The organism is Clostridium culturomicium (genome assembly GCF_000821305.1).
In the GTDB taxonomy this organism is placed as follows: domain Bacteria; phylum Bacillota; class Clostridia; order Clostridiales; family Clostridiaceae; genus Clostridium_J; species Clostridium_J culturomicium.
On the sequence record NZ_CCXK01000012.1, the window covers coordinates 79,013 to 103,849 of the forward strand.

Genomic DNA, 24,837 nt, shown 5'->3' on the forward strand with positions numbered 1-24,837 from the left:
AGGTAAGTTTATTTTACACAAACCTAGCTACAGCCCAATTAAACTAAATACTAAACCATAGTCAATCCAATAATATATTGACTATGGTTTAATATTTACATATAATTTAAAAATTTTTTAATTATAATCTTGTTATATTTACATCTTTTCTTGAAACTGTTCTTTTATAATGTACTTTTGGGTAACCAATTACCATACATGCAACTAACTCTTCGTTATCTCCTATTTGTAGAAATTTACCTATTTCAGGATTAAATTTTACAGCTCTTGATAAGAAGCCACTAAAATATGTTCCAAGCCCTAAAGCATTTATCATAAGTTCCATTTTTGATGCTGCTAAAGCTCCATTTACAATGTTATTTGATTTTATTACTATTAATAGCTGAGCTTTAGAGAATAGCTTATCTTCTCCAGCAGGATTCTCTACAAAATTTCCATACATATCTTTCCACATATTGGCATACATCCTAATTTGAGACGGAGTAGTTTCATCATACAATAAATTATCAGCTTGGCTATTTAAAGTCTGTAGCACCATTTTTCTAAGCTCTTGTATTTTATCTTTTATAATAACATATGAAACATCTTGCAGATTTCCGCTAGTTTGAGTGAATTTTCCTGCTTCAATTATTTTATCTATCTTTTCTTCTTCAACATTTTTTGTGGAAAATAACCTAACGCTTCTTCTAAATTTCATGAAATTCATTAACACATCTGGATTTACTGAAAATTCTTTAGCGTTGTATTCTTTTACTTCATTCATTGGGTATTCTTTTTCATCATCAGAAGATATAGCCTTTACAGGGCAAATTGCAATACAATGTCCACATTTTACACAAGCTTCATTTTTATATGAGATTTTCCATCAATCATTACTATATCATTTACTATACAGTCTTGTTTACATAAGGTACACCCTATACATTTATCAGTATTTACTAACACTATAAAATGCCTCCTTCATATATATTGGTATTTATAATTATATTTATTAAACTATAGTTTAAGTCAAGCTTTTTATAAAGAAAATATATGTTAACTATTTTGTCTGCTTTCAAGGTTTAAATTTATTTTCTCGATATGTTTTTCAAGTGTTTTTCTTTGTTCTTCTAATTTATTTCGATGCTCGATTAAAATAGTTATTGCTAATTGATTATTATTACTGTCTACTAGAATATCTAAATTAGTACGGATTTCTTTGACTGACATTCCTATATTTCTTAAACATCTAATTAAATTTAGTAATTCTATATCTTTTTCTAAAAATACTCTTATATTGTTTTTATCTCGTTTAAATTCAGGTAATAATCCTTCTTTTTCATAATATCTTATTTTTGATTGAGATATATTAGTTATTTCAGAAACTTCTTTTATTTTATATTCCATATAAATTACTCCTTATAGTTAATATTAATTTTAATTATTATAACTTATCTTATAGGTTTTATAAATTTATTTAGCCATAAACTAAAAATACATATATTTTAAATCAATAGTAGTATTATGAAATGAAAAAAATATTTGTTAAAACATATTTAGGTCAAAGAGTTTTTGAAGAAAGAACAAGTTTTGTATGATTATAACAAAATATACAGATATTTTAGTAAAAATAATTCTACAATAATAACAGATAAAGCTTATGATAAGGGCATAAAATATAAGCAAGATGCATTAAGATCAATACTATAAAACTACTAGAACTATTAAAATAGGAGTTATCAACACAAAGTCACATAATAGAAGTAGATGAAATCATAGAGCATTTAAAAGAATACTAAAACTACGCCACTTTGGAGGAGTAACGGAGAATCGTATTATAAGTGACACTGCAAAACTTATTTTGATTAGTGCAATTTAATCCTGGGAACAAATGTGAGTAGGAGTTTCCTTTCAAAATATAGAAAAATAACTGTATCATATGATAAAATAATAGGTAGTTAAGGTTTACTTAGGTAGAATTGCTATAAAAAACATAGGAATAAATTAAGGGGGATAAACATGATAGTTGATAGCATTAAAAACATAGAAAAATATGACGGGTTAAATATTAAGGCTAGTGAAATTTTAAAGTTTGTAAAAAAAGCAGAAGAAGCTAATCTTAAAGATGGAAGATATGAAATCTTAGGTGAAGATTTATTTGCAATGATTCAAACTTATGAGACTAAGCCAGAAGGTGAGTGTAGATTTGAAACTCATAATAAATATATTGATGTTCAATATATAAGAGAAGGTAAAGAAGTTATGGATTATAAGCTTAGAGAGAAGCTTACAGTTACTGAAGATTTATCAGAGACAAAGGACGTTATTTTTTATGAGGATGCTGAAGATTACACAAGAACTGTAATAGAAGCAGGTTCTTTTGCATTATTCTTACCACATGATGGTCATAAGCCAGGGATTGAATGTGGCAAGATAGATACAGTAAAGAAGATAGTATTTAAAATAAAGACAGCTTAGAAATAAACAACCTTAAGAAGTAGATTTATATTAGAATCTATTTTTTAGGGTTATTTTTATAAAGTAAAATTATTTTAGTAATGTTTGTTGATAATAATATTGATGTATTAATAAAAGTGTTTAGGTGGTGATAAGAAATGAAAAAAACTTTAATAGATTATAAAGAAGCAATTAAACAATTGCCATTAAAGGATAAATACACAAAAGATGAATTGCTTATCGAACCATTTTTGATAGAGGAAAATGAAAAGCTACAAATATATTATGCTCCGCATAATGAGTATTTTAACCCAAGGGCAAAGGTGTTTATTGTTGGAATAACACCTGGTTTCCAGCAAATGAGTACAGCAATTGCTATTGCGAGGAAAGAGTTTGAAAAAGGCAATAATATTGAAGAAATACAGTATGCATGTAAGGTTGCAGGGAGATTTAGTGGAAGTTTAAGAAAAAATCTGATTGAAATGTTAAATAGATTAGAGTTAAATAAGGCACTAAATATAGAAGATTGTAGCGAGTTATTTGGCAATAAGGATGAATTATTACATACAGTTTCATTGGTGCCTTATCCTGTATTCGTTAATAAAGAAAATTACACTGGTCATACACCAAAGCTTATTAAAAATGAGTTTTTAATGAAATATGTATATAAAAATTTTATGGAAGAGTTTAAAAGACTTGATAACGCTAATGAGATATTATTAATTCCTTTAGGAAGAGCTGTTGAGGAAGTTTTATGTAAATTAAAAGCTGAAGGAATAATTGGTGAAGATCAAATCTTGTTTGGATTTCCACATCCATCAGGAGCAAATGGTGGTAGAAAAGTTCAGTTTGAAGCTAATAAAGAGAGTATGATGAAACTAATTAAGTTAAAAAGAGCCTTTTTTATGAGTAAGTAAAAAATAATTAAGGATATATTTTATAGGTAATTGTAGCTTATTGTGGAATAAATGAGAGATTAATAACAATCTAAGCAACATTTATGGCCTTATAAAATTCGATTATAAGGAAATTATAATAATGAAGAGAGTTTATAATGTTACTAAAAGATTAAAGGGAGGAAACATTAAATTATGAAACTTAACGATTTATTAGAAAAGCAATTAAAGAATATGAAGAGTATGAAAAAGAAGTTTAAGAAACTCATGAAAAAATAAGACATAGTTTTATACACAGATAAGATGTTGATTGTTTTAATCAGCATCTTATCTTATAAAAAGCAAACTTTAAAATTTTTCAGTGTTTGTCATAAATGATATACTGTGATATTATATAAACTTGTACATATCCCTATAGAAAGACTTAATTAAGCTGCAATAAAGAGGGAGGATAATCTTTTAATATAGGTTATCAATAAAACAAGTGGAGGAATTAAATAATGGATAACTTACCAAATTGCCCTAAATGTAATTCAGAATATACTTATGATGACGGAACTTTTCTTGTTTGTCCAGAATGTGGACATGAATGGACTCCAGGAGCTGAAGAGACGAATGCTGATGAAGTAGTAGTAAAAGATGCTAATGGAAATATTTTAAAGGATGGAGACTCTGTTACTATCATAAAAGACTTAAAAGTTAAGGGTGCATCTTCAGCACTTAAACAAGGTACTAAAGTCAAAAACATTAAAATTGTTGATGGTGATCACAATATTGATTGTAAAATAGATGGCTTTGGAGCTATGTCTTTAAAATCAGAGTTTGTTAAGAAAATATAATATTATAAAAATAAGCTAGATAATAATCTAGCTTATTTTTATAGAAATAGAGTAAATAAAAACGGTAGTTTTGAAGATAATAAATTTATAAATAAAATTTACTTGACTTTTATAGGTAAAAGGAGTAAATTGATATTAAGAAATTAAATTGTATAAAATTAAATTTATGAAAATATTATTTAGGTAAATTTAATTTAAATGAGGAGGAATATATATGTCAAGAATAGTTAATTCTGTAGAGTTTAAAGAAGAAATAAAAAATGGTGTAGTTGTAGTTGATTTCTTTGCTGATTGGTGTGGACCATGCAAAATGTTAGCTCCAATATTTGAAGAATTAGGAAATGAAATGAGCAACGTAAGCTTTGTGAAAGTTGATGTTGATAAGAGCCCTGATATAGCTATGTCTTATAAGGTTGCATCAATACCAACTGTAATGGTATTTAAAGATGGAGAAAAGGTTGCTGGAAACGTTGGATTTATGCCAAAAGAGCAAATTAAGCAAATGGTAGAGGCTCACGTATAATATAAGCTGTGAGGAGAAAGTTATGAGTGAAAGATATGATATTGCAATAGTGGGAAGTGGTCCAGCGGGACTATCTGCAGCACTTAATGCGAAGATAAGAAAGAAAAGTTTTATTATCTTTGGAAATGATGACCTTTCTGGGAAATTAGTTAAGGCTCATGAGATAAATAACTATTTAGGGTTTTATGGAATGAGTGGAAAAGCAATAAAGGAAGAGTTTGAGAAGCATATAAAAGCCATGGATATTAGAATAACTAATGAGAGAGTCAATAATATCTATGCTATGGGTAGTTATTATGCCTTAATGGTAAATGACAAGATGTATGAAGCTACTTCAGTAATATTGGCTACTGGAATACAATATGGAAAGCTATTTCCTGGAGAAGAAAGACTACTAGGTAAAGGTGTTGGATATTGTGCAACTTGTGATGCTCCTTTATATAAGGATAAAGTTGTTACAATAATTGCTGATAGTAAGAATGAAGAAGAAGAAGCAAACTTCATAAGCACTATAGCCTCTAAGGTTTATTATATACCAACTTACAAAGATGAGGTTGAGGTAGACAGCGCTATAGAGGTAGTTAAGGACACTCCAGTTGAAATTGTTGGAGAAGATAAGGTAGAAAAGCTAGTATTAAAGAGTAGAGAGATTGAGACAGATGGATTATTTATTCTAAGAGACAGCATATCTCCAGGACAGTTAGTTCCAGGATTAAAAATTCAAGATAATCACGTTGAAGTTGATAGATCAATGAAAACAAATTTAAAGGGATGCTTTGCTGCTGGAGACATTGTTGGGAAGCCATATCAATATATAAAATCAGCAGGAGAAGGAAATATAGCAGCTTTATCTGCAGTCTCTTATGTAGATGCATTAAAAAAGGAAGCTGCAAAATAGATAGGTTAATAGGTTTAGGAGAGTTTTATAATGAGTAATTGTGATTGTATTAAGTTAGAAAATCAAATATGTTTTGCCCTATATGCGGCTTCAAGAGAAGTAATAAAGCTTTATAAACCAATCCTTGATAAGCATAATCTTACCTATACTCAATATGTAGCTATGATTGTTTTATGGGAAAAGGAGCAAATGACGGTTAAGGAGATTGGTCAAAGATTACATCTAGACTCAGGAACTTTAACGCCACTTTTAAAAAAGCTTGAGCAAAGAGGGCTTATAACAAGGCATAGAGATGTTAATGATGACAGAGTGGTTATAGTTAATTTAACAGAAGAAGGAATTAAACTAAAGAGTGAAATTCTCGATGTTCCTGGTGAGGTATTTTGTAAAATGAATATATCAAAGAATCAGGCTGAGGAGTTAATGCATAACTTAGAGAACTTATTACAATGCTTAAAGTAATTAATATTCCAATGAACCTATGATGAATAAAAAGGTATTCTTAAAATTTAAGAATACCTTTTTACTATATTGAGATTATTAATTAATTATTTTAGTGGTTATGGCTTCTTTACGAGGTTTAATCATAATGGCAATATTAAGAATAATATGTTTATATTATGTTAAATATATTGAATAAGTTGGCAGGTATATTTACAATTATAGGTATAATGAAAAATGATTTATTAATAAGCATAGCTTTTAACTAAAATATATAATTTAGTTAAAAACAATGAGGTTAAATTAGAGGGAGGCGATGAGGGTGAGTAAAAAAATACAGAAACTAATTATAGTAATTGCGGCAATTTTAATGTTTGCAATTATGGGAGCTGGATGTTCGAAGAAAGATCCAATAAAGGACACGTTTAAGGAATATAAGGAATTGTGGATTAAAGCAGACTACGCTGGGATGTATGAGATGCTTTCAGCAGATTCTAAACAATATATAGATAAGGATACTTTTGTAGAGCGATATGAAAACATATATGGAGCAATTAAAGCTAAAGATATGAAGATATCAATAAATAATGAAGAAGAAAGAGATAAAAAATCTCTTGAAATACCTTTTACAATGAAGGCGAAATCAATAGTTGGCGATTTGATAATTGAAGATTTTAATATTACTTTTATAGAGGAAGATAAGATCTATAAGGTAAAGTGGGATGAAAGCATGATATTTCCACAAATGATTGCTGGCGATAAGGTTAGAGTAGAAGATAATTATTCTAAGCGTGGAAGCATATTTGATAAGGATGGTATGACTTTAGCACAAGATGATTTTGTTAAGTCAGTTGGAATACATCCAAGTAAATTTGAAAATGAGAAAGATGCAAAGATTGCAGCGATGGCCTCAACTTTGGATATAAGTGAAGATTATATTAGAGAAAAGCTAGCAGCAAATACAAATCCAGAACATTTTGTTCCTATAGTTGATGTATTACAGACTGATTTTGAAAAGCTGGATAAACTATCAACAATTGAAGGGGTAATAGTAAATAACAAGAGGTCAAGGGTATATAGTGGTGAAGAGGCCTTTGGAAATTTAATTGGACATGTTGGACCAATTACAGCAGAGGAATTAGAGGCAAATAAGGATAAGGGTTATGATGCCACAAGCTTAATTGGGAAAGCTGGTCTGGAGAAGGTATATGAGGAGTCGCTAAGAGGAGAGGATGGTGCTAGGATATATCTTTTAAGAGGCGAGTTAGAAGAGGAGATAACAATTGCTGAGAAGGAGGCAGTATCGGGACAAGATATTAAATTATCTATTGATTCAGCACTTCAGATTCAAATATATAACGAAATGAATGGAGAAAAAGGAGCAGCAACAGCTGTAAATCCTAAAACAGGTGAGGTTCTAGCTATGGTTAGTTCACCTTCCTATGATTCTAATATATATGTAACTTATAAAACTAAAGCAGTTAAAGAAAAGTGGGAAAAGCTAGATAGTGAGCAGTTTGATAACAGATTTAATAATGTATATTCACCGGGTTCAACAATTAAGTTGGTCACAGCAGCTTCAGGCCTAAATGAAGGTGTAATAACGCCTGCTGAAGAAGTTGCTATAAGCGGTAAAGAGTGGCAGCCTGATGGTTCATGGGGAGATTACAAAATAACGAGAGTAACAGACCCAGGAAGAGCAGTGAATTTAAGAGATGCTATTTTATTCTCTGATAATATTTATTTTGGTCAGACGGCGTTAAAACTTGGAGAAGAAAAGTTTATAAATGGTGCTAAAAACTTTGGAATTGGTGAAGAGTTAAACTTTGAGTTTCCAATGGAGAATTCACAAATAAGCAATTCCGGTGACTTAAAGAAGGAGATTTTACTTGCAGATAGCGGGTACGGTCAAGGGGAGCTTTTGGTTTCACCATTAGATGTAGCACTTATGTATAGTGCATTGTCAAATGAGGGTTCAATAATGAAACCAAGACTTGATATTGGATTAAATCCTAATGCAGAAGTTTGGAAAACAGCAATAAAGCCTGAGAATGTAGCTCCATTAATAGATGGATTTACAGCTGTAATAAATGATGTTAATGGAACAGCTAGAGATGCTAGGATAGAAGGGCATAGTCTTGCAGGTAAAACAGGAACAGCAGAGATAAAAGAAAAGCAAGGTGAAGCAGGTATAGAAAATGGATGGTTTGTTGCCACAGATGTAGATAGTTCCAAGATATCAATATCCATGTTTATCGAGAATGTTCAAGGGCGTGGGGGAAGTGGTATTCCAACTAAGATGGTTAAAAATGTGCTTACCTATTACTTAAATAAGTAGTTTATTTTTTCTTAAAAATTTTGTTGATAAGCAAACATAATAGGACTCCTATAGTTAAAAAAATAATCATTATTACTATGGGAAATATTTTAAAAGCAGTAAGCATAAATTAAATCTCCTTTAAATTGAAGTTAGAAGCCTAAGCTTCATATTTAAGAACTCCTTTTTATTGAAATAAGAAGGGGTTCTTTTATCATATATATATATTATAATATGAGGTTTCATTAAATTTAATATGTATTCACAAAAATTATTGTGAACATTTAAGGTATAAGGTAAAATCGTTTGAAGTTAAAGACATTGAGAGTTATATAGAGAATAAGTAGAAGTGTCATATACTATATTTTTGAATTCTTAATTCTACAAGAAAGAATTTAGTGATATAATATAAAATTGTATATAATACCTTAATAAAAAGTGAAACGTAAGATGAGGAGAATATCATGCCAAAAATCGGAATGAGAATTATAAAATCAGCTGTAGCTGTATTTATATGTTTTTTAATTTATCTAATACGAGGAGAGGGACTTCCTTTTTACTCAACAATAGCTGCAATAATGTGTATGCAGCCAGGGATTTCAAATACACGTACAGCTTCACGTAATAGGATTATCGGAACTTTTGTAGGTGGTATATTTGGAATGTTTCTTTTAGTATTTGAAAGAAAATACATGGTCGGAGTTAGTGAGATTTTTAGATTTCTTTTAATCTCAATTGCAATTATTCCCGTAATATATACTAGTATTTTGCTAGAGCATAAGCAGGCAAGTCATACAAGTTGTATAGTATTTTTAAGTGTAGTTGTAAATCATGCAGCAGATGTAAGTCCTTATGCTTTTACAGTAAGTAGAATTATAGATACTTTAATAGGAATATTTGTGGCACTTGCTATTAATGGAATAAAGATTCCAAGAAAGAAAAATAAGGATATATTGTTGGTTACAGAATTAGAAGATACTTTAATGAATTCAAGTGGACAAGTAAGTGGATATTCAAAGGTTAAGTTAAACGAAATGATAGCAGATGGAGCACAGATAACTTTAGCAACAAATAAAACTTCTGCTGATATTGTATCATTAATGAATAGTTTAGAGGTGAAGCTTCCCATAATAACTATGGATGGAGCAGCCATATATGATTGGAATAGCAGGTCATATGCATATGTTGAGGCTATAAGCCATGAGACTTCGTTAAATATTATAGATTCAATTAGAAATGCTGGTATGAATTTCTTTGCTAATACCATTGTTAATGATGTTATTCATATTTATTATGACGAATTTAAAAACCCTATGGAAGAAGAGTTTTATAATAAGGAAAAACTTCTTCCGATGAAGAACTATATACTTACGAGTCTTCCGAAGCAAAGAAAAACAGTGTATTTTACAGTAATAGATACCAGTGAAAAACTTGAAGAATTAAAAAAAATTCTTGAAAAGCAAGTGTATTGTAAAGATATTAGGTTTGTTTTTGAGAATTATAAAGATGGATATAAGATGATGAAAATATTCAGTTCTAAAGCAAACAAGGGGAATGCGGTTCTTGAATTAAAGAAGAGAGTAAAGTGTACAAGAGTTGTTACCTTTGGGAATGACAATAAAGATATAGCAATGATAAAGGTATCTGATATGAGCTATGTATTGAGTAATGGTGCAGAAGAAGTTAAGGAATTGGCTTCAACTGTAATAAACAGCAATGATTTAGATGCGGTTGTAAAAACAATGATTAAACTTTTTTATATAAAAAGAATAAGCTAAACAGAAAGACTGACACTTACAAATAAGGTGTCAGCCTTTTTATTTTTAAGGTATGGTAGGTTTTAGACATTTTAAATTAAAAATAAAAGTGATATAATAAAGAGAGAATGATTATTACTTAATAAAGTTATTATTGGAAACTTATTATAAATAATCGATACTGAGGTGTAGTTTATGAATAATGACAGAACAATTGAAATTATAAAGAGAAATCCCATTATTATAAAGACTGTAAAAAATCCAACTGATGAGATGAAGAGGGTAGCAATCGAACGTAATGGAATGGTTATTCAGTATATAAAAGATGCTACTGAAGAAATGAAACTGGCTGCTTTAAATAATAATGCTAATGCTATTGAATACATTGAAGAGCCAACAGAAGAGATGAAGAGACTTGCGGTTGAAAAAGGATGGACTAACTTAAAGTATATAAAGAATCCATCGGAAGAGTTGATTTTATTAGGTATAAAACAAAAAGGATGGGCAATCCAATATGCTGTAAATCCTAGTGAGGAACTTCAAATATCAGCTGTTAATAAGGATTATGATGCAATAAAGCATATAAAGAATCCAAGTGAAGCAGTTCAAGTGGCTGCTATTGAGAAAAGTTATGATGCCTTAAGATATATAAATGCACCAACTTTAGAAGCAGAAATGAAAGCTGTAAGGATAAATGAAGCTGCAATAAAATTTATTCAAGGCCTGGATGAAGAGAAGAAATTAAGGCTTTTAAAGAATAATGTGCTTGTTATAAAGTACGTAGGGAAAGAAATTTCAAAGGAAAAGATTGAAGAAGTTATAAGAGCGGCTGTTTCAAGTGAGGAAGTTGAAGAGAAATATGTAAGAGATTTTATGAGATGCAGCAGCATAAGTGAAAGTAACGAGAATTTCTCAATGGATAAAGTAATGTTCATCTATAAATACGGAAGCCATAAAGCAAAAAAGATAGCTGTAGATGAAAAACTAAGGATAAGGTAGGGGGAAGAAAAGTGAATTTTAAAGATACATTATCTAGTGCAGAACTTGTAATTGCAACAAATGAAGTGCCACTTATTATTGGAGAAAGTGGAATCGGAAAAACTGCTTTAGCAAGAGAGCTTGGCAGAAGAAACAACTGGAGCCTTGTGGTAATAGATGGGAATCTATTAAAGGAGGGTGAAATTGGTGGTCTTCCTACAGTTGAAGATTACGAAGCTGGTGACAGTGAAGGTGGCATTGTGAGAAAGAAAACAACAATTTATGCTGCTCACACAAAGCTTAGAGAGATTGATGAAAAGATATTAAAAGGGGAAAGGGTACTTTTGTTTATAGATGAAATTAATAGATGTGACCATAGTGTTCAGCAGGAGCTTATGAACCTTATATTAAATAGAGAAATTAATGGGTATAAGCTTCATGAAGATGTTAAGATCCTTGCTGCAATGAACCCTTCAAGTAAATACGGTTCAGATTTTGATTATCAGGTTGTGGATATGGATGCTGCACAGGAGAATAGATTTGTATGGCTTAACATGGAAAGCGACCCTTCTGCATGGATTGAGTGGGCCTTAAAAGCCGAAGTAGAAGATAAGGTTATAGAATTTATATCAACATTTCCAGAGCATCTTCACAGTATAAAAGAAGATGATATAAGAGCTACTCCTAGAAGTTATGAGAGAGTTTCAAAGAGTTTTAAAGTGTACAGAGAAAGTGAAGGAGCTATTCCGAGAAAAGTATTTTTAAATGTTCTAAAAGGAAATTTAGGAAAGGTAATTGCTGAGGAGTTCATGAGTTTCGTTGAGGCGGATCATAATAGTTTAGTAAGTTTTCATGAAGTATTTCAAGGTGATGAGCTTTCTGAAGAGATTATTATAAGACTAAAGGAGGAAACTCACACTAGATTATATTTAACTGCTGCTAATATCTTAAGAGGGTTAGACAAGGAGATTCCTAAGGTTGAGGATGATAAAAAGAAGGCGTATGTAGATAGATTAATTGAAGTATTGAAAGTGTATCCAGTGGATTTAATGGTTGGTGTTATGAAGGATATGAAGGAAAACTATGATGAAGTATACAAAGTAGCATTAGATAATGAGGCTTTTGTAGAAGCTTATTTTAGTGTTTATAGTTCTATAAGAGGATAGGTATCATTATGATAAGTAGTTTTGATAGAAATAGAATAGAGCTTTATGAGAAAATCACCGAAATTGTTAATGGTGGTGAAATGTTCAAAGCTAAGAGAGATGGATTTGAATTTGAAGTAAATTTACCTAAGGATTTTGAAGAAGCTTTTTACAAGCTGGTGGATAGAGTTAACTTCTCTTTGATTGAGGATAAGGATAATTTCTATGGGTATTTTTTATTTCAAATGAAGCGAGAAATAAGATTTGATATTACAACTCCAACAGGGGTGAATTTTAAGGGTGCAAAGTATGTTATTTACTTTAATCCAATAATATTTTTACAGCTTACTATGGAGCAGATGCAGGGAACCATAAAGCATGAAATTCATCATATTCTTGCAATGCATCTTCTTAGAGCTAAAGATTTAAAGGATAAGTATAGTACATTAGCAATAAACCTTGCAATGGATATAGTAGTAAATCAATATATAGATTTTGTACCACCATATGCTACAACTTTAGAGTTTGTAAACTTAAAGTATAACTTAAATCTGGAGCACTATAACACCCTGGAGTACTATGTTGATAATATCCAAAATGAGCTGGATCTTATGGAAGAAAGTGAAGAAGGAGAAGAGGATGATAGTAGGGAGAATGAGGATGTAGAAGAGGAGTTTAATCCAGAAAAAACTCATGATCTTTGGGATGAATCAGATGAAATAGATGATAAAACTCTTAGAGAATTTACAGAGAAATTTGTATCCTTATCAGATAAAGGAGAAATCCCCTTACATGTTCAAAGTTTAATTAAGGCGTTAAAAAGCACCTCAGGAGAAATTCCGTGGAATATATATTTAAAGAAGCTTATGGGGACCTTAGAAAGTAATAAAAAGAAGACTATTACAAGAAGAAGCCGAAGACAACCTGAAAGACTTGATTTAAGAGGAGAGCTTAGAGGCCATAAGGCTGAAATTATGGTTGCTATTGATATCAGCGGAAGTATAAGTGATGAAGAGTTTAAACAGGCTATACGTGAAGTTTTGGATATAGTTAAAAATTATAACCATGAAATTACGATTATTGAATGTGATACATCTATTAAAAGAGTCTATAAAACTAAATCTGTTAAAGGGGTTATGGATAGGGCTGTACCTGGTGGAGGAACTAAGTTTTCACCAGTTTTTGAATATGTAAATAAGCATAAAGCAAACCTTTTAGTTTACTTTACTGACGGTAAAGGGGAAGAAAAGCTTGAAGTAATGCCGAAAGGTTATAAGACTCTTTGGGTTATTTCAGGAAGAGGAGATAAGCTATCCCTTAAACAGCCTTTTGGAGCAGTAAAAAAACTGAAAAGGGTTGAGATTAAAGAGTTTTCAGTAGATACCTATGAGACTAGAGTAGATGGCTGGTCAATGAATCACCAAGAACCAACTTTATAGAAATAAATATGATTAATTACAAACAAGCATTTCTTAGGAAGAAATGCTTGTTTTGTTTTAAGGAATACATAATATGAATACTTTTAGAACATGATAAAGGGTATAAGAATTAATATGTAATAAAACATATGAATATAAATCTGCGTAAGAAAGAAGGTAACAAATGATGCGAAAAATGAAAACAATGGATGGAAATACAGCTGCGGCTCATGTATCCTATGCGTTTACTGAAGTAGCTGCCATTTTCCCAATTACTCCATCAACACCTATGGCAGAACTTGTTGATGAATGGGCTGCAAAGGGAAGAAAAAACATTTTTGGTCAGCCTGTTAAGGTTGTAGAAATGCAGTCAGAAGCAGGTGCCGCAGGCGCATTACATGGTTCATTACAGGCAGGTGCACTATCAACAACTTACACTGCCTCTCAAGGGTTATTATTAATGATTCCTAACATGTATAAGATGGTTGGAGAAAGATTGCCAGCGGTAATGCACGTATCTGCTAGAGCATTAACAACTTCATCCTTAAGTATATTTGGTGACCATCAAGACGTTATGGCAACAAGACAAACAGGCTTTGCAATGCTTGCAGAAGGTTCAGTACAAGAGGTTATGGACCTTTCAGCAGTTGGGCATTTAACAGCAATAAAAGCTAGAATGCCATTCCTATGCTTCTTTGATGGTTTTAGAGTATCTCATGAAATTCAAAAAGTTGAGGTTATAGAGCAGGAAGAACTTGCAAAATTAGTTGATTATGAAGCTTTAACTGAGTTTAGAAAAGCTGCTTTAAATCCAGATCATCCAGTAACAAGAGGTACTGCACAAAATCCAGATGTATACTTCCAAATGTGTGAAGCTTTAAATAGATATTATGAAGATATTCCTACAGTAGTTGAAAGCTACATGGGTGAAATAACTAAACTTACAGGAAGAGAATATCACTGTTTTGATTATTATGGAGCACCAGATGCAGACAGAATCATAATCTGTATGGGTTCAGTTGCAGAAGTAGTTGAAGAAACAGTAGATTATTTAAACGCTCATGGAGAAAAGGTTGGATTAGTTAAGGTTAGATTATACAGACCGTTCTCTATAGAAAGATTATTAAAAGCTATACCAGATTCAGTTAAGAAAATAGCTGTTTTAGATAGGACAAAAGAGCCAGGAGCAATTGGTGAACCTCTTTATTTAGATGTAGTTAGAGCTTTATTTAATAAAGAAAATGCACCACTTGTAGTTGGAGGAAGATTTGGATTAGGCTCAAAAGACCCAACTCCTGCCCATATAGCTGCGGTATATGATAATTTAAGCTCAGGTCAGCCTAAAGATAGATTCACTATAGGAATTATTGATGATGTAACTAATACATCCTTAGCTCCTAGAGAAGATATAGATGTAGCTCCAGCTGGAACAACAGCATGTAAATTCTGGGGCCTTGGTTCAGACGGTACCGTTGGAGCAAATAAGAGTGCTATTAAAATTATTGGTGACCATACAGATATGTATGCACAGGGATATTTCTCTTACGATTCTAAGAAATCAGGCGGTATAACCGTTTCTCACTTAAGATTTGGTAATAAGCCGATTAAGTCTCACTATACAATTGATAGAGCCGATTTCGTTGCCTGTCATAACCAATCTTATGTTTACAGTTATAACTTACTACAGGGACTTAAAAAGGGCGGAAAATTTCTTTTAAATACCCAATGGTCAGAAGAGGAATTAGAGGAAAGATTACCAGCTGATTTAAAGAGATATATTGCCGAAAATAATATAGATTTCTATACTATAAATGCAGTTAAAATAGCACAAGATATTGGTCTAGGCGGAAGAATAAATATGATAATGCAGTCAGCCTTCTTTAAGATAGCCGATATTATACCAATTGAAGATGCAGTTAAATATCTAAAAGAAGCTGTTGTAACTTCCTATGGTAAAAAAGGTGAAAAGGTAGTAAATATGAACCATGCAGCAATTGATAGAGGAATAGAATCAATTGTTAAGGTAAGTGTTTCAAGTCAATGGAAAGATGCTCAGGATGATAAGCTTGATATTAAGAGTAATTATCCTAGCTTTATTAAGAATATTGTAGAACCTATGAATAGAATGGAAGGAGACGCAATACCAGTTTCAACCTTTGTTAATGAGGGTGCAGAGGATGGTACTTTTATGCATGGTACTACAGCCTTTGAAAAGAGGGGTATTGCAGTTAATGTACCAGAGTGGATACCAGAAAACTGTATTCAATGTAACCAATGTTCATATGTATGTCCACACGCAACTATTAGATCCTTCTTGTTAGATGATAAGGAAAAAGAAAATGCACCAAAAGCTATGAAACTTTTAGATGCAAAAGGCTTGAAAACAGAAAATAAAATGTACTTCCAAATTGGAGTTTCTCCACTTGATTGTACTGGATGTGGAAACTGTGCAGAAGTTTGTCCAGCTAAACAGAAAGCCTTAGTAATGGAGCCACAGGATAGTCAGCATGATCAAATTGAAGTTTGGAATTATTCAGTTGAAAAGGTTAAAAATAAGCCAAATCCAATGAATAAAAACACTGTAAAAGGAAGTCAGTTTGAGCAGCCTCTTCTTGAGTTCTCAGGAGCTTGTGCAGGATGTGGAGAAACACCATATGCTAAGCTTGTAACTCAGTTGTTTGGAGATAGGATGATGATTGCCAATGCCACAGGATGTTCTTCAATCTGGGCGGCAGGTGGTCCTTCAACCGCATATTGTCCAAATCAAGAGGGGAATGGTCCAGCATGGGCGAATTCATTATTTGAGGATAATGCTGAATATGGCTATGGTATGTTTATTGCGGTAAAAACCATCAGGAACAGAATTGCAGAAAATGCCAAAGCAGCTTTAGAGCATTCTGATGTTTCAGCAGGTGCAAAAGCAGCTATAGCTGAATGGCTAGAACATATGAATGAAAGTCAAGGAACAAGAGAAAGAGCAGAAAAATTAAGAGCAGCATTAAAAGGTGAAAGCTGTGAGATTGCTAAAGCCATGATGGCAGATGAAGAATTCTTTGTTAAGAGATCCCAATGGATATTTGGTGGAGACGGATGGGCATACGACATTGGATATGGCGGTTTAGATCACGTTCTTGCATCAGGTGAAGATGTAAATATTATGGTATTCGATACAGAGATTTACTCTAATACAGGAGGCCAGTCCTCTAAATCAACTCCAACTGCAGCTGTTGCTAAATTTGCAGCCTCAGGAAAGAGAACTAAGAAAAAAGATTTAGGATTAATGGCTAAGACTTATGGTTACGTATATGTAGCCCAAATTGCAATGGGAGCAGATAAGAACCAAACAATCAAAGCAATAGCAGAAGCAGAAGCTTATGATGGACCATCCTTAATAATTGCTTATGCTCCATGTATCAGTCATGGTATCAGAGCAGGTATGGCAGTAAGTCAAGAGGAAGAGAAGAGGGCTGTTGAATGCGGATACTGGTCATTATACAGATACAATCCAACAGTTAAGAATGGAAATCCGTTCACTCTTGACTCTAAAGAGCCAAAAGGCAACTTCAGAGATTTCTTATTAGGTGAAGTTAGATACTCATCCTTAGCGAAGACCTTCCCAGAAGTAGCAGAAGAATTGTTTGCTAAAGTTGAGCAGGATGCTAAAGAGAGATATGAAGGTTATAAAAAATTAGCTCAGCAAGAATAAAAAATGGCCGCTGTAGGAGACTACAGCGGCTTGTTTTATAACTTGGAGAGTTTATTATTTATTTTATCTGCTTCGATTTGAGCTTCTCGTTTATAGTATAAATCTACTATATAAAATATAACAAGAAAAATTATAGAAAATGTTAATACGTTATTTAAGGTGAAAGTAAATAAGTTAAAAGTAAAACTTAAAAGTAAAAAGCAAATATAAGTAGCAAGAAAAGAGCATACATATGCTTGCTTGTAGGTTTTAAAATTTATATATGAAATAACACATATAACTATATGAATTACTAAAATCATTACAAAGAATTCTAAAATGCCTTTATTGCCCATTGCAGTGTAACCAGAAAATAAATTGTTGATTGCACTAACTAAGGTTCCAAGTGTAAAGCACATACAAATAGAGGGGATATAATTAAACAGTTTTTTCATAAAATCAACTCCTATAATCCAATTTTGTTTTTGAAATCAGGGATATAATGTCTCGTTATAACTATTTTTTCATTATTCTTTAGGATTGCCTCTAGCCTATGATTCCAAAGAGGATTAACCTTAGAAAGATAATTTAAATTCAGAACACAGCTTTTGTTTACACGGATAAAGTTAGAAGTGCTGAATTTTTCCTCAAGGTCACTTAGAGGACTATTAGTTTCGTAAACTTCACTTTTACAGTAAACGAAGGTTTTTTTATCAATAGTTTCAATGTAGTATATTTCTTCTAAGGGGATTGAGTATACTTCAGAATCATTTTTACATTGAAGAGAAAAGGAGTATTGTCTTATACTTTCGATAAGCTTTCTTAAACGGTCATCCATTACACCGCATTTTATTGTAATTTCAATCTCATTATTTTCAAGGGATTGCTCAATAGTTAACTTCATATCATCACTCCAAATACATATTAATACCGGTAGAATTTAAAATTGTTGTTGAAAATCTTTAAAACATATATGTCTTTATTTACAGTATATTGAAAATTAGGAAGCTTAGCAATGGAGTTTTCCTATGATGCCTGAGAAGGGAGCTGAGATGCCAAAAATAAAAAAGACCACTATAAAAAGTGGTCAAATAAATGCTAATTATTTTACTTAGTAGAGTATATCGATGGAAGCACATTATCAATATCAATAGTCAAGATATTTTCATTTTCATATAGGGATACAATATCATCAGGTGTACCAAAAACAAGAACCCCATATACGTTAATACCGTTAGTTTCAACATACTCAAGATATTTGTCAAAGTCTAAATCAAAATGAGAGAGAGCTTTTACTGCATCATCATGATCAGATAAATATTTCAGTAAGCTTTTAAAGTGTTTTCTGTAGCCAGGAACAAGACCATTTGAACTGTCGGGATCACTAGTTAAAAAATAACCACTAAGCTGTAGTGTTGGATATTCTTTATAATAAGAGGTATCTGAACTTTCAGCATCACCCTGTGGTTCTATACGAAAACCAATAGGAAGTTCTATTTTTTCATCAGAAACACGTACAGCGGTCCAGTTAAATCTTAAATTCTCATATTTAAAGATTAATTCATGAAGTTCATCAAGGGTTAGTTCCTTATCAAATAACATATAGGCTGAAATATAATTAGTATTAGGAAGTTGCATTAAATAATCAATTAGGTTTTTAGTGTCTTCTTTTTTGTATTCAAGCATTTTTTTATAGGATTCACTTGTTTTAGAGTCAGACCAAAGCGTGTTGTAGCGTATAGTTCTACTAGTATTTAAGTAGTCATACATTCCGTAAGGTTCATTTTTTTTCAATTCAGAGCTGAGAGGTGTTTTTTCTTGTGTAAAAAGATTATTTGATTCAAAAGTTAATGTATAGTTACCGAAACCATTATTTTCAGCAGATGCATAAGAAATACCATATCCAGGATTAACAACTTCGTTTAGTGCACGTAAGTCAAAAATAAAGTTTTGGTCATACTTAGATAAACTATATTTTGTAGGGTTATAGTACTGGCTAGAAATCAATGGAGAAACAATATATTTAACTGAAAATAGTATTGCAAATACGATAATTACAGATAAAGCAACTACCTTTAATAGTTTATGATTTACGGTTTTTCTTACTTTACTTGTTGTTATATCTGATTGAATTTCTTCAGTAGAATTGAAACTAGAGGTTAGATCTAGATTTTCAGCTAGATAATTATTTATAGCTTCATTTTTTTCTAATTCACTTTCAACTAATCTTTTTTCTTCTTCTGTTAAGGTTCCTTCTTTATATTTTTCTAATAATTCACGAAAGGTCATGTTTATTCCTCCTCCAATAAAGTTTTGAGCTTTTGTCTGGCACGGAATAAGAGTGTTCGGGCAGCGCCAGGATTCATATTAAGATTTTCAGCAATATTCTTTAATGACATGCTACAAAAATAAAATAGTATTACTACTTCCGTACTTGATGGGGGTAAGGATAAGATTGCAGCATATAATTTTCTTTTATTTTCATCAATGATTAGCTTTGAAAGGGTGTTATCCTCTATAGGAAACTGAAAAGTATCTAGGGGACTATTTGAGAAGTGTTTTCTATACTTTAGATTATCAAGCCATAGGTTTTTGCATACTCTAAAAAGCCAGTATTTAATGTCTACATTATCATCTTTTATGGATAATAAGGCTTTAAAGAAGGTATCACTTACTAAGTCTTGGGCTAAATAATGGTCCTTACATAAGGAAAAAGCATATAAATATACCTCATGTGAATACTTTTCATAGACTATTTCTAAGGCTTTTTTCTTCATCTCACTCCCCCTTTCACTACATAAACGATGAGAACCTTAAAATGTTACAAAGAAAAAGCAGGAAATTTCCTGCTTAAGTGATTATCAAGATATAAGATTCGGTATATACTAACTTACACCTTCGGATAAACATAAAATGTGTTTTATCAAATTTTATTTTTTAGATTTGTGAAGTAATCATTTTTAGTTATTGAATAGCATACATCATCATAGATGTTTCCATTATATATTTCGCTGGAGCATCTAATAGTTCCTTCATACACAAAGCCACATTTTTCAATAACTCTTTTAGATTTAGTGTTAAAAGGATAATGATAGCAGGATACAACTTCAAGGTTTTCTTCTTCAAAAAGGTGTTTTATTACAGCCTTAACGCCTTCAGCCATTATGCCTTTTCCCCAATAATCCTCAGATAAAACATAACCAATCATTTTACAGCTTTCAATTTCTCTTTTATGATCTTTGTGAACACCTATAGAGCCAATAACCTTATTATTTTCCTTGTAAACTATAGCTTTAACGTTGTTACCTTCTATAAATGAGTTAAGTATTTTTAAGGTTTCATCCTTGTTTTCGTGTGGTGGCCATCCTGCGTTTGGACCTACATTTTCACTTTTTGCATATTCATATAAATCATCTAAGTCTGTGGGCTCAAATGGTCTTAAAATTAAACGATTTGTTTCAAGTATTTTCATAATAACACCCCCAATATAATTCTTAAGTGAGCATCTAAATCTTTGATTTAGTTAATGCGAACTTACTCCTTTGATCGCATGTGAAAAGGAGTTTCCTTAACAATACAATAAATTACATAAAAAGTAAATATAAAAAACTAAAGGTTGTTGAGCACTAGAATAATTGATATTAAATATCTTATAATATTAGATATAAAGTAATTTTAGGAGGAATAAAAATGAGCGTATTATTTGTAGAGTATCCAAAGTGCACAACATGCATAAAGGCAAAGAAGTTTTTAAAGGAAAATGGAGTAGAGTTTGAAGATAGACATATTGTTGAAAACAACCCAACTGTTGAAGAACTTAATCAGTGGATAGATAAGAGTGGATTAGAACTTAAGAAGTTCTTTAACACATCAGGAAAGCTATATAAAGAAATGAATCTTAAGGATAAGCTGAAGGATATGACAAGGGAAGAGTGCGTAGAGCTTCTTGCAACAAATGGAATGTTAGTAAAAAGACCTATTCTTGTTAAAGATGATAAAGTATTAGTTGGATTTAAGGAAGAACAATATAAAGAGATATAACCTATATTGAAGAAAATTTAGGAGTGAAAAAAGTGAAAAAAATAGAAGTTAAACTTCCTAACAACAGTTATGAGCTTTTAATAAGCAAGGGGCTCATAAATAATATAGGTTATGAAGTGGAAAAGGTTTATAAGGGAGATAAAGTTGCCATTGTTACGGATGAAAATGTAGACAGATTTTATGGAGAAGTAGTTGAAAAATCTTTAAGAAGCCAGGGGTTCAATACTTTAAAAATGGTTTTAAAGCCAGGTGAAAAAACTAAATCTATGGAGCAATTGCTAGAGTTATATGATCCTCTTTTGGATTTTGGAATAAATAGGGGGAATCTTATTATAGCTTTAGGTGGTGGAGTAATAGGAGATTTAACGGGATTCTGTGCGTCAACTATGCTAAGGGGAATACCTTATATCCAAATTCCAACCTCACTTTTGGCTCAAATTGATTCATCCATTGGTGGTAAAGTGGCAATTGATCTTCCAAGGGGAAAGAATTTAGTTGGTAGCTTTTATCATCCAAAGGCAGTATACATAGACCCAGAAGTTTTAGGAACCTTAGAGAAAAGGTTCTTAAATGATGGATTAGGTGAAGTTATAAAATATGCTTTAATAAAGGATAGAGAGTTATTTGATGAGTTAAAAAAAGTTCAGGGCTACGAAGAGCTTCTAGAGAAAATAGAGGATATTATTTATAGATGCTGCTGTATTAAAAAACATGTAGTTGAAGCTGATGAAAGGGATACAGGAGAACGAATGATATTAAACTTTGGTCACACTATCGGCCATGGTATTGAAAAGCTTCAAAACTATGAAGGCTTAAGTCATGGTGAGGCAGTTTCTGTTGGAATGTATTGTATTACATTAAATAGTGAAAATAAAGGCTTAACAGCAGCTGGGACAGCTAAAGAGATAAAGCTGCTCCTTAATAAGTTTCAGCTTCCTTATGAAGTTCAAGGGATAAAAAAGGAAGACTTATTGGAAGCTTTAGCAATGGATAAGAAGAATATTGGTAAGGGCATGAATCTTATATTACTAAGGGACATAGGAGAAGCTTTTATTCATAAAGTATCAGGGAAAGACATAGAGAAGTTTATTTAGTTACATTTAGGAGAAATAACAATGGAAAAAATAATAATTAAGCCTAGAAAGCTAAGTGGTAATGTAACAATTCCTCCATCAAAGAGCCTTGGGCATAGAGGAATAATTTCAGCTGCCTTAAGTAAAGGCGTATCTAAGGTTACTAATATTCAGTTTTCAAAGGACATAATTGCAACTATTGAAATAATGAAAAAGCTGGGAGCAAAAATTGAGATAAACAAGGATGAACTAATCATTGATGGAAGTGATATTTTTCTTAACACTAGTGGACAGCTTCAGTTTCAATGTAATGAGTCAGGTTCAACTTTGAGGTTTCTTATACCTATTGCTTTAATTAAGAATGGAGAATATGTTTTTCATGGCAAAGGAAAACTTGTTTCAAGGCCACTGACTTCATATTATGAGATTTTTGAGGAAAAAGGAATAGAATACTACACAGAGGAAGGTAGACTTCCTTTAAAGATTAATGGTTGCCTTAAGAGTGGAATCTATAGCTTAAGGGGAGATATAAGTTCACAATTTATAACAGGCCTTTTATTTGCACTTCCTCTTTTAAATGGTAATTCAAAGATTCAGGTTACAACAAATCTTGAGTCTAAAGGCTATATAGATTTAACCTTAGATGTTTTAAAAAGCTTTGGAGTTGAAATTGAAAATGAAGCTTATAAAGTATTTAAAGTTAAAGGTAATCAAAGCTATATGCCTGGAGAGTTCAGAATCGAGGGTGATTATTCTCAAGGAGCCTTTTATTTAGTTGCAGGGGCAATTGGAAGTGATATTAAATGTGAAGCTTTGAGAAAGGATTCTCTTCAAGGGGATAAGGTAATTATAGATATTCTTAAGAGAATGGGATGTCAGTTTGAAGAGACAGCTGAGTTTATTAAAGCAATTCCATCGAAGCTAAAGGGGATTGATATTGATGTTTCGGAGTGTCCAGATTTAGTTCCTATTTTAGGGGTTGCAGCTAGTATTGCGGAGGGAAGAACAAGGATACTTAATGGCAAGAGAGTAAGAATTAAAGAATCAGACAGACTTTTCGCAACAGCTTCAGAGTTTAATAAAATTGGTGGTAAGATAACTGAACTTAAAGATGGATTAATTATAGAAGGAATAGAAGGGTTTAAGGGGGGAGAAGTTGATTCCCACAATGACCATAGAATGGTCATGGCCTTAGCCATAGCAGCAACAAGAGCGAGTGGAGATGTTGTGATTAATGATCCTATGGCTATTGAAAAATCCTATCCAAATTTCTTTGAAGATTATAAAAAACTTGGGGGGAATATGAGTGAGTTCAATATTAGGAACGAAGGTTAAGATATCAGTTTTTGGAGAATCTCATGGAGAAGCTATTGGAGTTGTAATAGATGGGCTGCCAGCAGGGCATACTATTGATTTTGACTGGGTTTATGAAGAAATGAAAAGAAGGTCACCAGGCAGGAATAAGTTTTCAACAACAAGAGTAGAAAAAGATGTTCCAAGAGTTTTAAGTGGAATTTTTGAAGGTAAAACCACTGGAGCACCGCTTACTGCAATTATAGAAAATACGAATACAAATTCTAAGGATTATTCAGAGCTGAAATCAAAAATGAGACCAAGTCATGCTGACTATCCAGCTATGGTAAAATATAAAGGTTTTAATGATTATAGAGGCGGAGGTCATTTTTCAGGCAGATTAACAGCAATGTTTGTTTTTGCAGGGGCAGTCTGTAAAGAGATTTTAAAAGAAAAGAATATATTTGTTGGAGCCCACATAAGAGCTATAGGAAAAGTTATAGATGCGAAGTTTGATGGAGTTAATATTTCCAGGGAAGTAATTGAAGAACTAAGACAAGAAAGTTTTCCGGTTCTTGATAAAGCTGTTGCTGAAAAGATGCAGCAGGAGATTCTAAGTGCTAGAGAAGAAGGAGATTCTGTCGGGGGAATAATAGAGACTGCAATCATTAATCTTCCAGCGGGGGTAGGTAACCCCATGTTCTATTCAGTTGAAAGTGTTTTAGCTCATATGATGTTTTCTATTCCAGCGGTAAAGGGCGTTGAATTCGGAGAAGGTTTTGGAATAACAGAATTAAGAGGAAGTAAGGCAAATGATGGCTATTACATTGAAGATGGAAAAATTAAAACCTATAGTAATAACAACGGGGGGGTGCTAGGTGGAATTACTACAGGTATGCCAGTTGTTTTTTCAGTTGCAATAAAGCCTACTCCATCAATTGCTCTAAAACAGAATACTGTTAATGTAAATAATGAAGAAAATGATGTCCTTGAAATAAAGGGAAGACATGATCCATGTATTGTTCATAGGGCAGTGCCAGTGGTTGAATGTGCAGCAGCTGTCGCTATTCTTGATATATTACTTCAAGGATAACGGG

General features: G+C 32.0%; 22 protein-coding genes and 1 pseudogene. 16 read left to right on the forward strand and 7 right to left on the reverse strand.

Annotated elements, in window-relative coordinates; all coding sequences use genetic code 11:
• Positions 1-121: 121 nt before the first annotated feature.
• Positions 122-948 (reverse strand): annotated as a pseudogene (locus BN1075_RS01015) (nitroreductase family protein).
• Positions 949-1,035: 87 nt separating this feature from the next.
• Positions 1,036-1,386, reverse strand: coding sequence for a MerR family transcriptional regulator (locus BN1075_RS01020; RefSeq protein ID WP_040191159.1), 351 nt, complete (start codon positions 1,384-1,386; stop codon positions 1,036-1,038).
• Positions 1,387-1,998: 612 nt separating this feature from the next.
• Here BN1075_RS01020 and BN1075_RS01025 point away from each other — a divergent pair.
• From BN1075_RS01025 to nifJ, 12 genes are all read left to right on the forward strand, one after another.
• On the forward strand, positions 1,999-2,457 hold the full coding sequence (locus BN1075_RS01025) for a NanQ anomerase/TabA/YiaL family protein (RefSeq protein WP_040191160.1): 459 nt from the start codon (positions 1,999-2,001) through the stop codon (positions 2,455-2,457).
• A gap of 137 nt (positions 2,458-2,594) precedes the next feature.
• A complete protein-coding gene (locus BN1075_RS01030; RefSeq protein ID WP_040191162.1) occupies positions 2,595-3,353 on the forward strand; it encodes a hypothetical protein in 759 nt (252 codons plus the stop codon).
• Between the two features lie 479 nt (positions 3,354-3,832).
• Positions 3,833-4,171, forward strand: a complete 339-nt coding sequence (locus BN1075_RS01035; RefSeq protein ID WP_040191163.1) for a zinc ribbon domain-containing protein YjdM — start codon at positions 3,833-3,835, stop codon at positions 4,169-4,171.
• 214 nt (positions 4,172-4,385) lie between these two features.
• Positions 4,386-4,694, forward strand: coding sequence for a thioredoxin (gene trxA / locus BN1075_RS01040; RefSeq protein WP_040191164.1), 309 nt, complete (start codon positions 4,386-4,388; stop codon positions 4,692-4,694).
• Between the two features lie 22 nt (positions 4,695-4,716).
• Positions 4,717-5,592, forward strand: coding sequence for an NAD(P)/FAD-dependent oxidoreductase (locus BN1075_RS01045; RefSeq protein ID WP_040191165.1), 876 nt, complete (start codon positions 4,717-4,719; stop codon positions 5,590-5,592).
• Between the two features lie 30 nt (positions 5,593-5,622).
• A complete protein-coding gene (locus tag BN1075_RS01050) occupies positions 5,623-6,054 on the forward strand; it encodes a MarR family winged helix-turn-helix transcriptional regulator (protein ID WP_040191166.1) in 432 nt (143 codons plus the stop codon).
• Between the two features lie 295 nt (positions 6,055-6,349).
• Entirely contained in the window at positions 6,350-8,371 is a 2,022-nt protein-coding gene (locus tag BN1075_RS01055; RefSeq protein ID WP_040191167.1) for a penicillin-binding transpeptidase domain-containing protein, read from the forward strand.
• Positions 8,372-8,814: 443 nt separating this feature from the next.
• On the forward strand, positions 8,815-10,128 hold the full coding sequence (locus BN1075_RS01060; RefSeq protein WP_052406322.1) for an HAD-IIB family hydrolase: 1,314 nt from the start codon (positions 8,815-8,817) through the stop codon (positions 10,126-10,128).
• A 174-nt stretch (positions 10,129-10,302) separates the two neighbouring features.
• Positions 10,303-11,106 carry a hypothetical protein gene (locus BN1075_RS01065; RefSeq protein WP_040191168.1) on the forward strand — a complete coding sequence of 268 codons (804 nt, stop codon included), beginning with the start codon at positions 10,303-10,305 and terminating at the stop codon, positions 11,104-11,106.
• 11 nt (positions 11,107-11,117) lie between these two features.
• Positions 11,118-12,251 carry an ATP-binding protein gene (locus BN1075_RS01070; RefSeq protein WP_040191169.1) on the forward strand — a complete coding sequence of 378 codons (1,134 nt, stop codon included), beginning with the start codon at positions 11,118-11,120 and terminating at the stop codon, positions 12,249-12,251.
• 8 nt (positions 12,252-12,259) lie between these two features.
• Positions 12,260-13,669: a vWA domain-containing protein gene (locus tag BN1075_RS01075; RefSeq protein ID WP_040191170.1), complete on the forward strand. Its 1,410-nt coding sequence runs from the start codon at positions 12,260-12,262 to the stop codon at positions 13,667-13,669.
• A 166-nt stretch (positions 13,670-13,835) separates the two neighbouring features.
• A complete protein-coding gene (nifJ, locus tag BN1075_RS01080; RefSeq protein WP_040191341.1) occupies positions 13,836-17,354 on the forward strand; it encodes a pyruvate:ferredoxin (flavodoxin) oxidoreductase in 3,519 nt (1,172 codons plus the stop codon).
• 35 nt (positions 17,355-17,389) lie between these two features.
• On the opposite strand, the gene BN1075_RS22470 is transcribed toward nifJ, so the two are convergent.
• The 5 genes from BN1075_RS22470 to BN1075_RS01105 form a co-directional block, all read right to left on the reverse strand.
• Complete coding sequence (locus tag BN1075_RS22470; protein ID WP_040191172.1) at positions 17,390-17,788, reverse strand: DUF3021 family protein; 399 nt, start codon at positions 17,786-17,788, stop codon at positions 17,390-17,392.
• An 11-nt stretch (positions 17,789-17,799) separates the two neighbouring features.
• The gene (locus BN1075_RS01090; RefSeq protein WP_040191173.1) at positions 17,800-18,237 is read right to left on the reverse strand and encodes a LytTR family DNA-binding domain-containing protein; all 438 of its coding nucleotides are present in this window, start codon (positions 18,235-18,237) and stop codon (positions 17,800-17,802) included.
• A 203-nt stretch (positions 18,238-18,440) separates the two neighbouring features.
• The gene (locus tag BN1075_RS01095; RefSeq protein WP_040191175.1) at positions 18,441-19,622 is read right to left on the reverse strand and encodes an anti sigma factor C-terminal domain-containing protein; all 1,182 of its coding nucleotides are present in this window, start codon (positions 19,620-19,622) and stop codon (positions 18,441-18,443) included.
• A 2-nt stretch (positions 19,623-19,624) separates the two neighbouring features.
• Positions 19,625-20,110, reverse strand: coding sequence for an RNA polymerase sigma factor (locus BN1075_RS01100; RefSeq protein WP_040191176.1), 486 nt, complete (start codon positions 20,108-20,110; stop codon positions 19,625-19,627).
• Between the two features lie 146 nt (positions 20,111-20,256).
• Entirely contained in the window at positions 20,257-20,805 is a 549-nt protein-coding gene (locus BN1075_RS01105) for a GNAT family N-acetyltransferase (RefSeq protein ID WP_040191177.1), read from the reverse strand.
• A gap of 218 nt (positions 20,806-21,023) precedes the next feature.
• On the opposite strand from BN1075_RS01105, the gene BN1075_RS01110 reads away from it, so the two are divergent.
• The 4 genes from BN1075_RS01110 to aroC are packed head-to-tail and all read left to right on the forward strand — an operon-like array spanning position 21,024 to position 24,833.
• The gene (locus BN1075_RS01110) at positions 21,024-21,374 is read left to right on the forward strand and encodes an arsenate reductase family protein (RefSeq protein ID WP_040191178.1); all 351 of its coding nucleotides are present in this window, start codon (positions 21,024-21,026) and stop codon (positions 21,372-21,374) included.
• A gap of 32 nt (positions 21,375-21,406) precedes the next feature.
• The gene (gene aroB, locus BN1075_RS01115; protein WP_040191179.1) at positions 21,407-22,468 is read left to right on the forward strand and encodes a 3-dehydroquinate synthase; all 1,062 of its coding nucleotides are present in this window, start codon (positions 21,407-21,409) and stop codon (positions 22,466-22,468) included.
• Between the two features lie 21 nt (positions 22,469-22,489).
• Positions 22,490-23,782: a 3-phosphoshikimate 1-carboxyvinyltransferase gene (gene aroA, locus BN1075_RS01120; protein WP_040191180.1), complete on the forward strand. Its 1,293-nt coding sequence runs from the start codon at positions 22,490-22,492 to the stop codon at positions 23,780-23,782.
• Complete coding sequence (aroC, locus tag BN1075_RS01125; protein ID WP_040191181.1) at positions 23,754-24,833, forward strand: chorismate synthase; 1,080 nt, start codon at positions 23,754-23,756, stop codon at positions 24,831-24,833. The genes aroA and aroC overlap by 29 nt, the downstream gene beginning before the upstream one ends.
• The last annotated feature ends 4 nt before the right edge of the window (positions 24,834-24,837 follow it).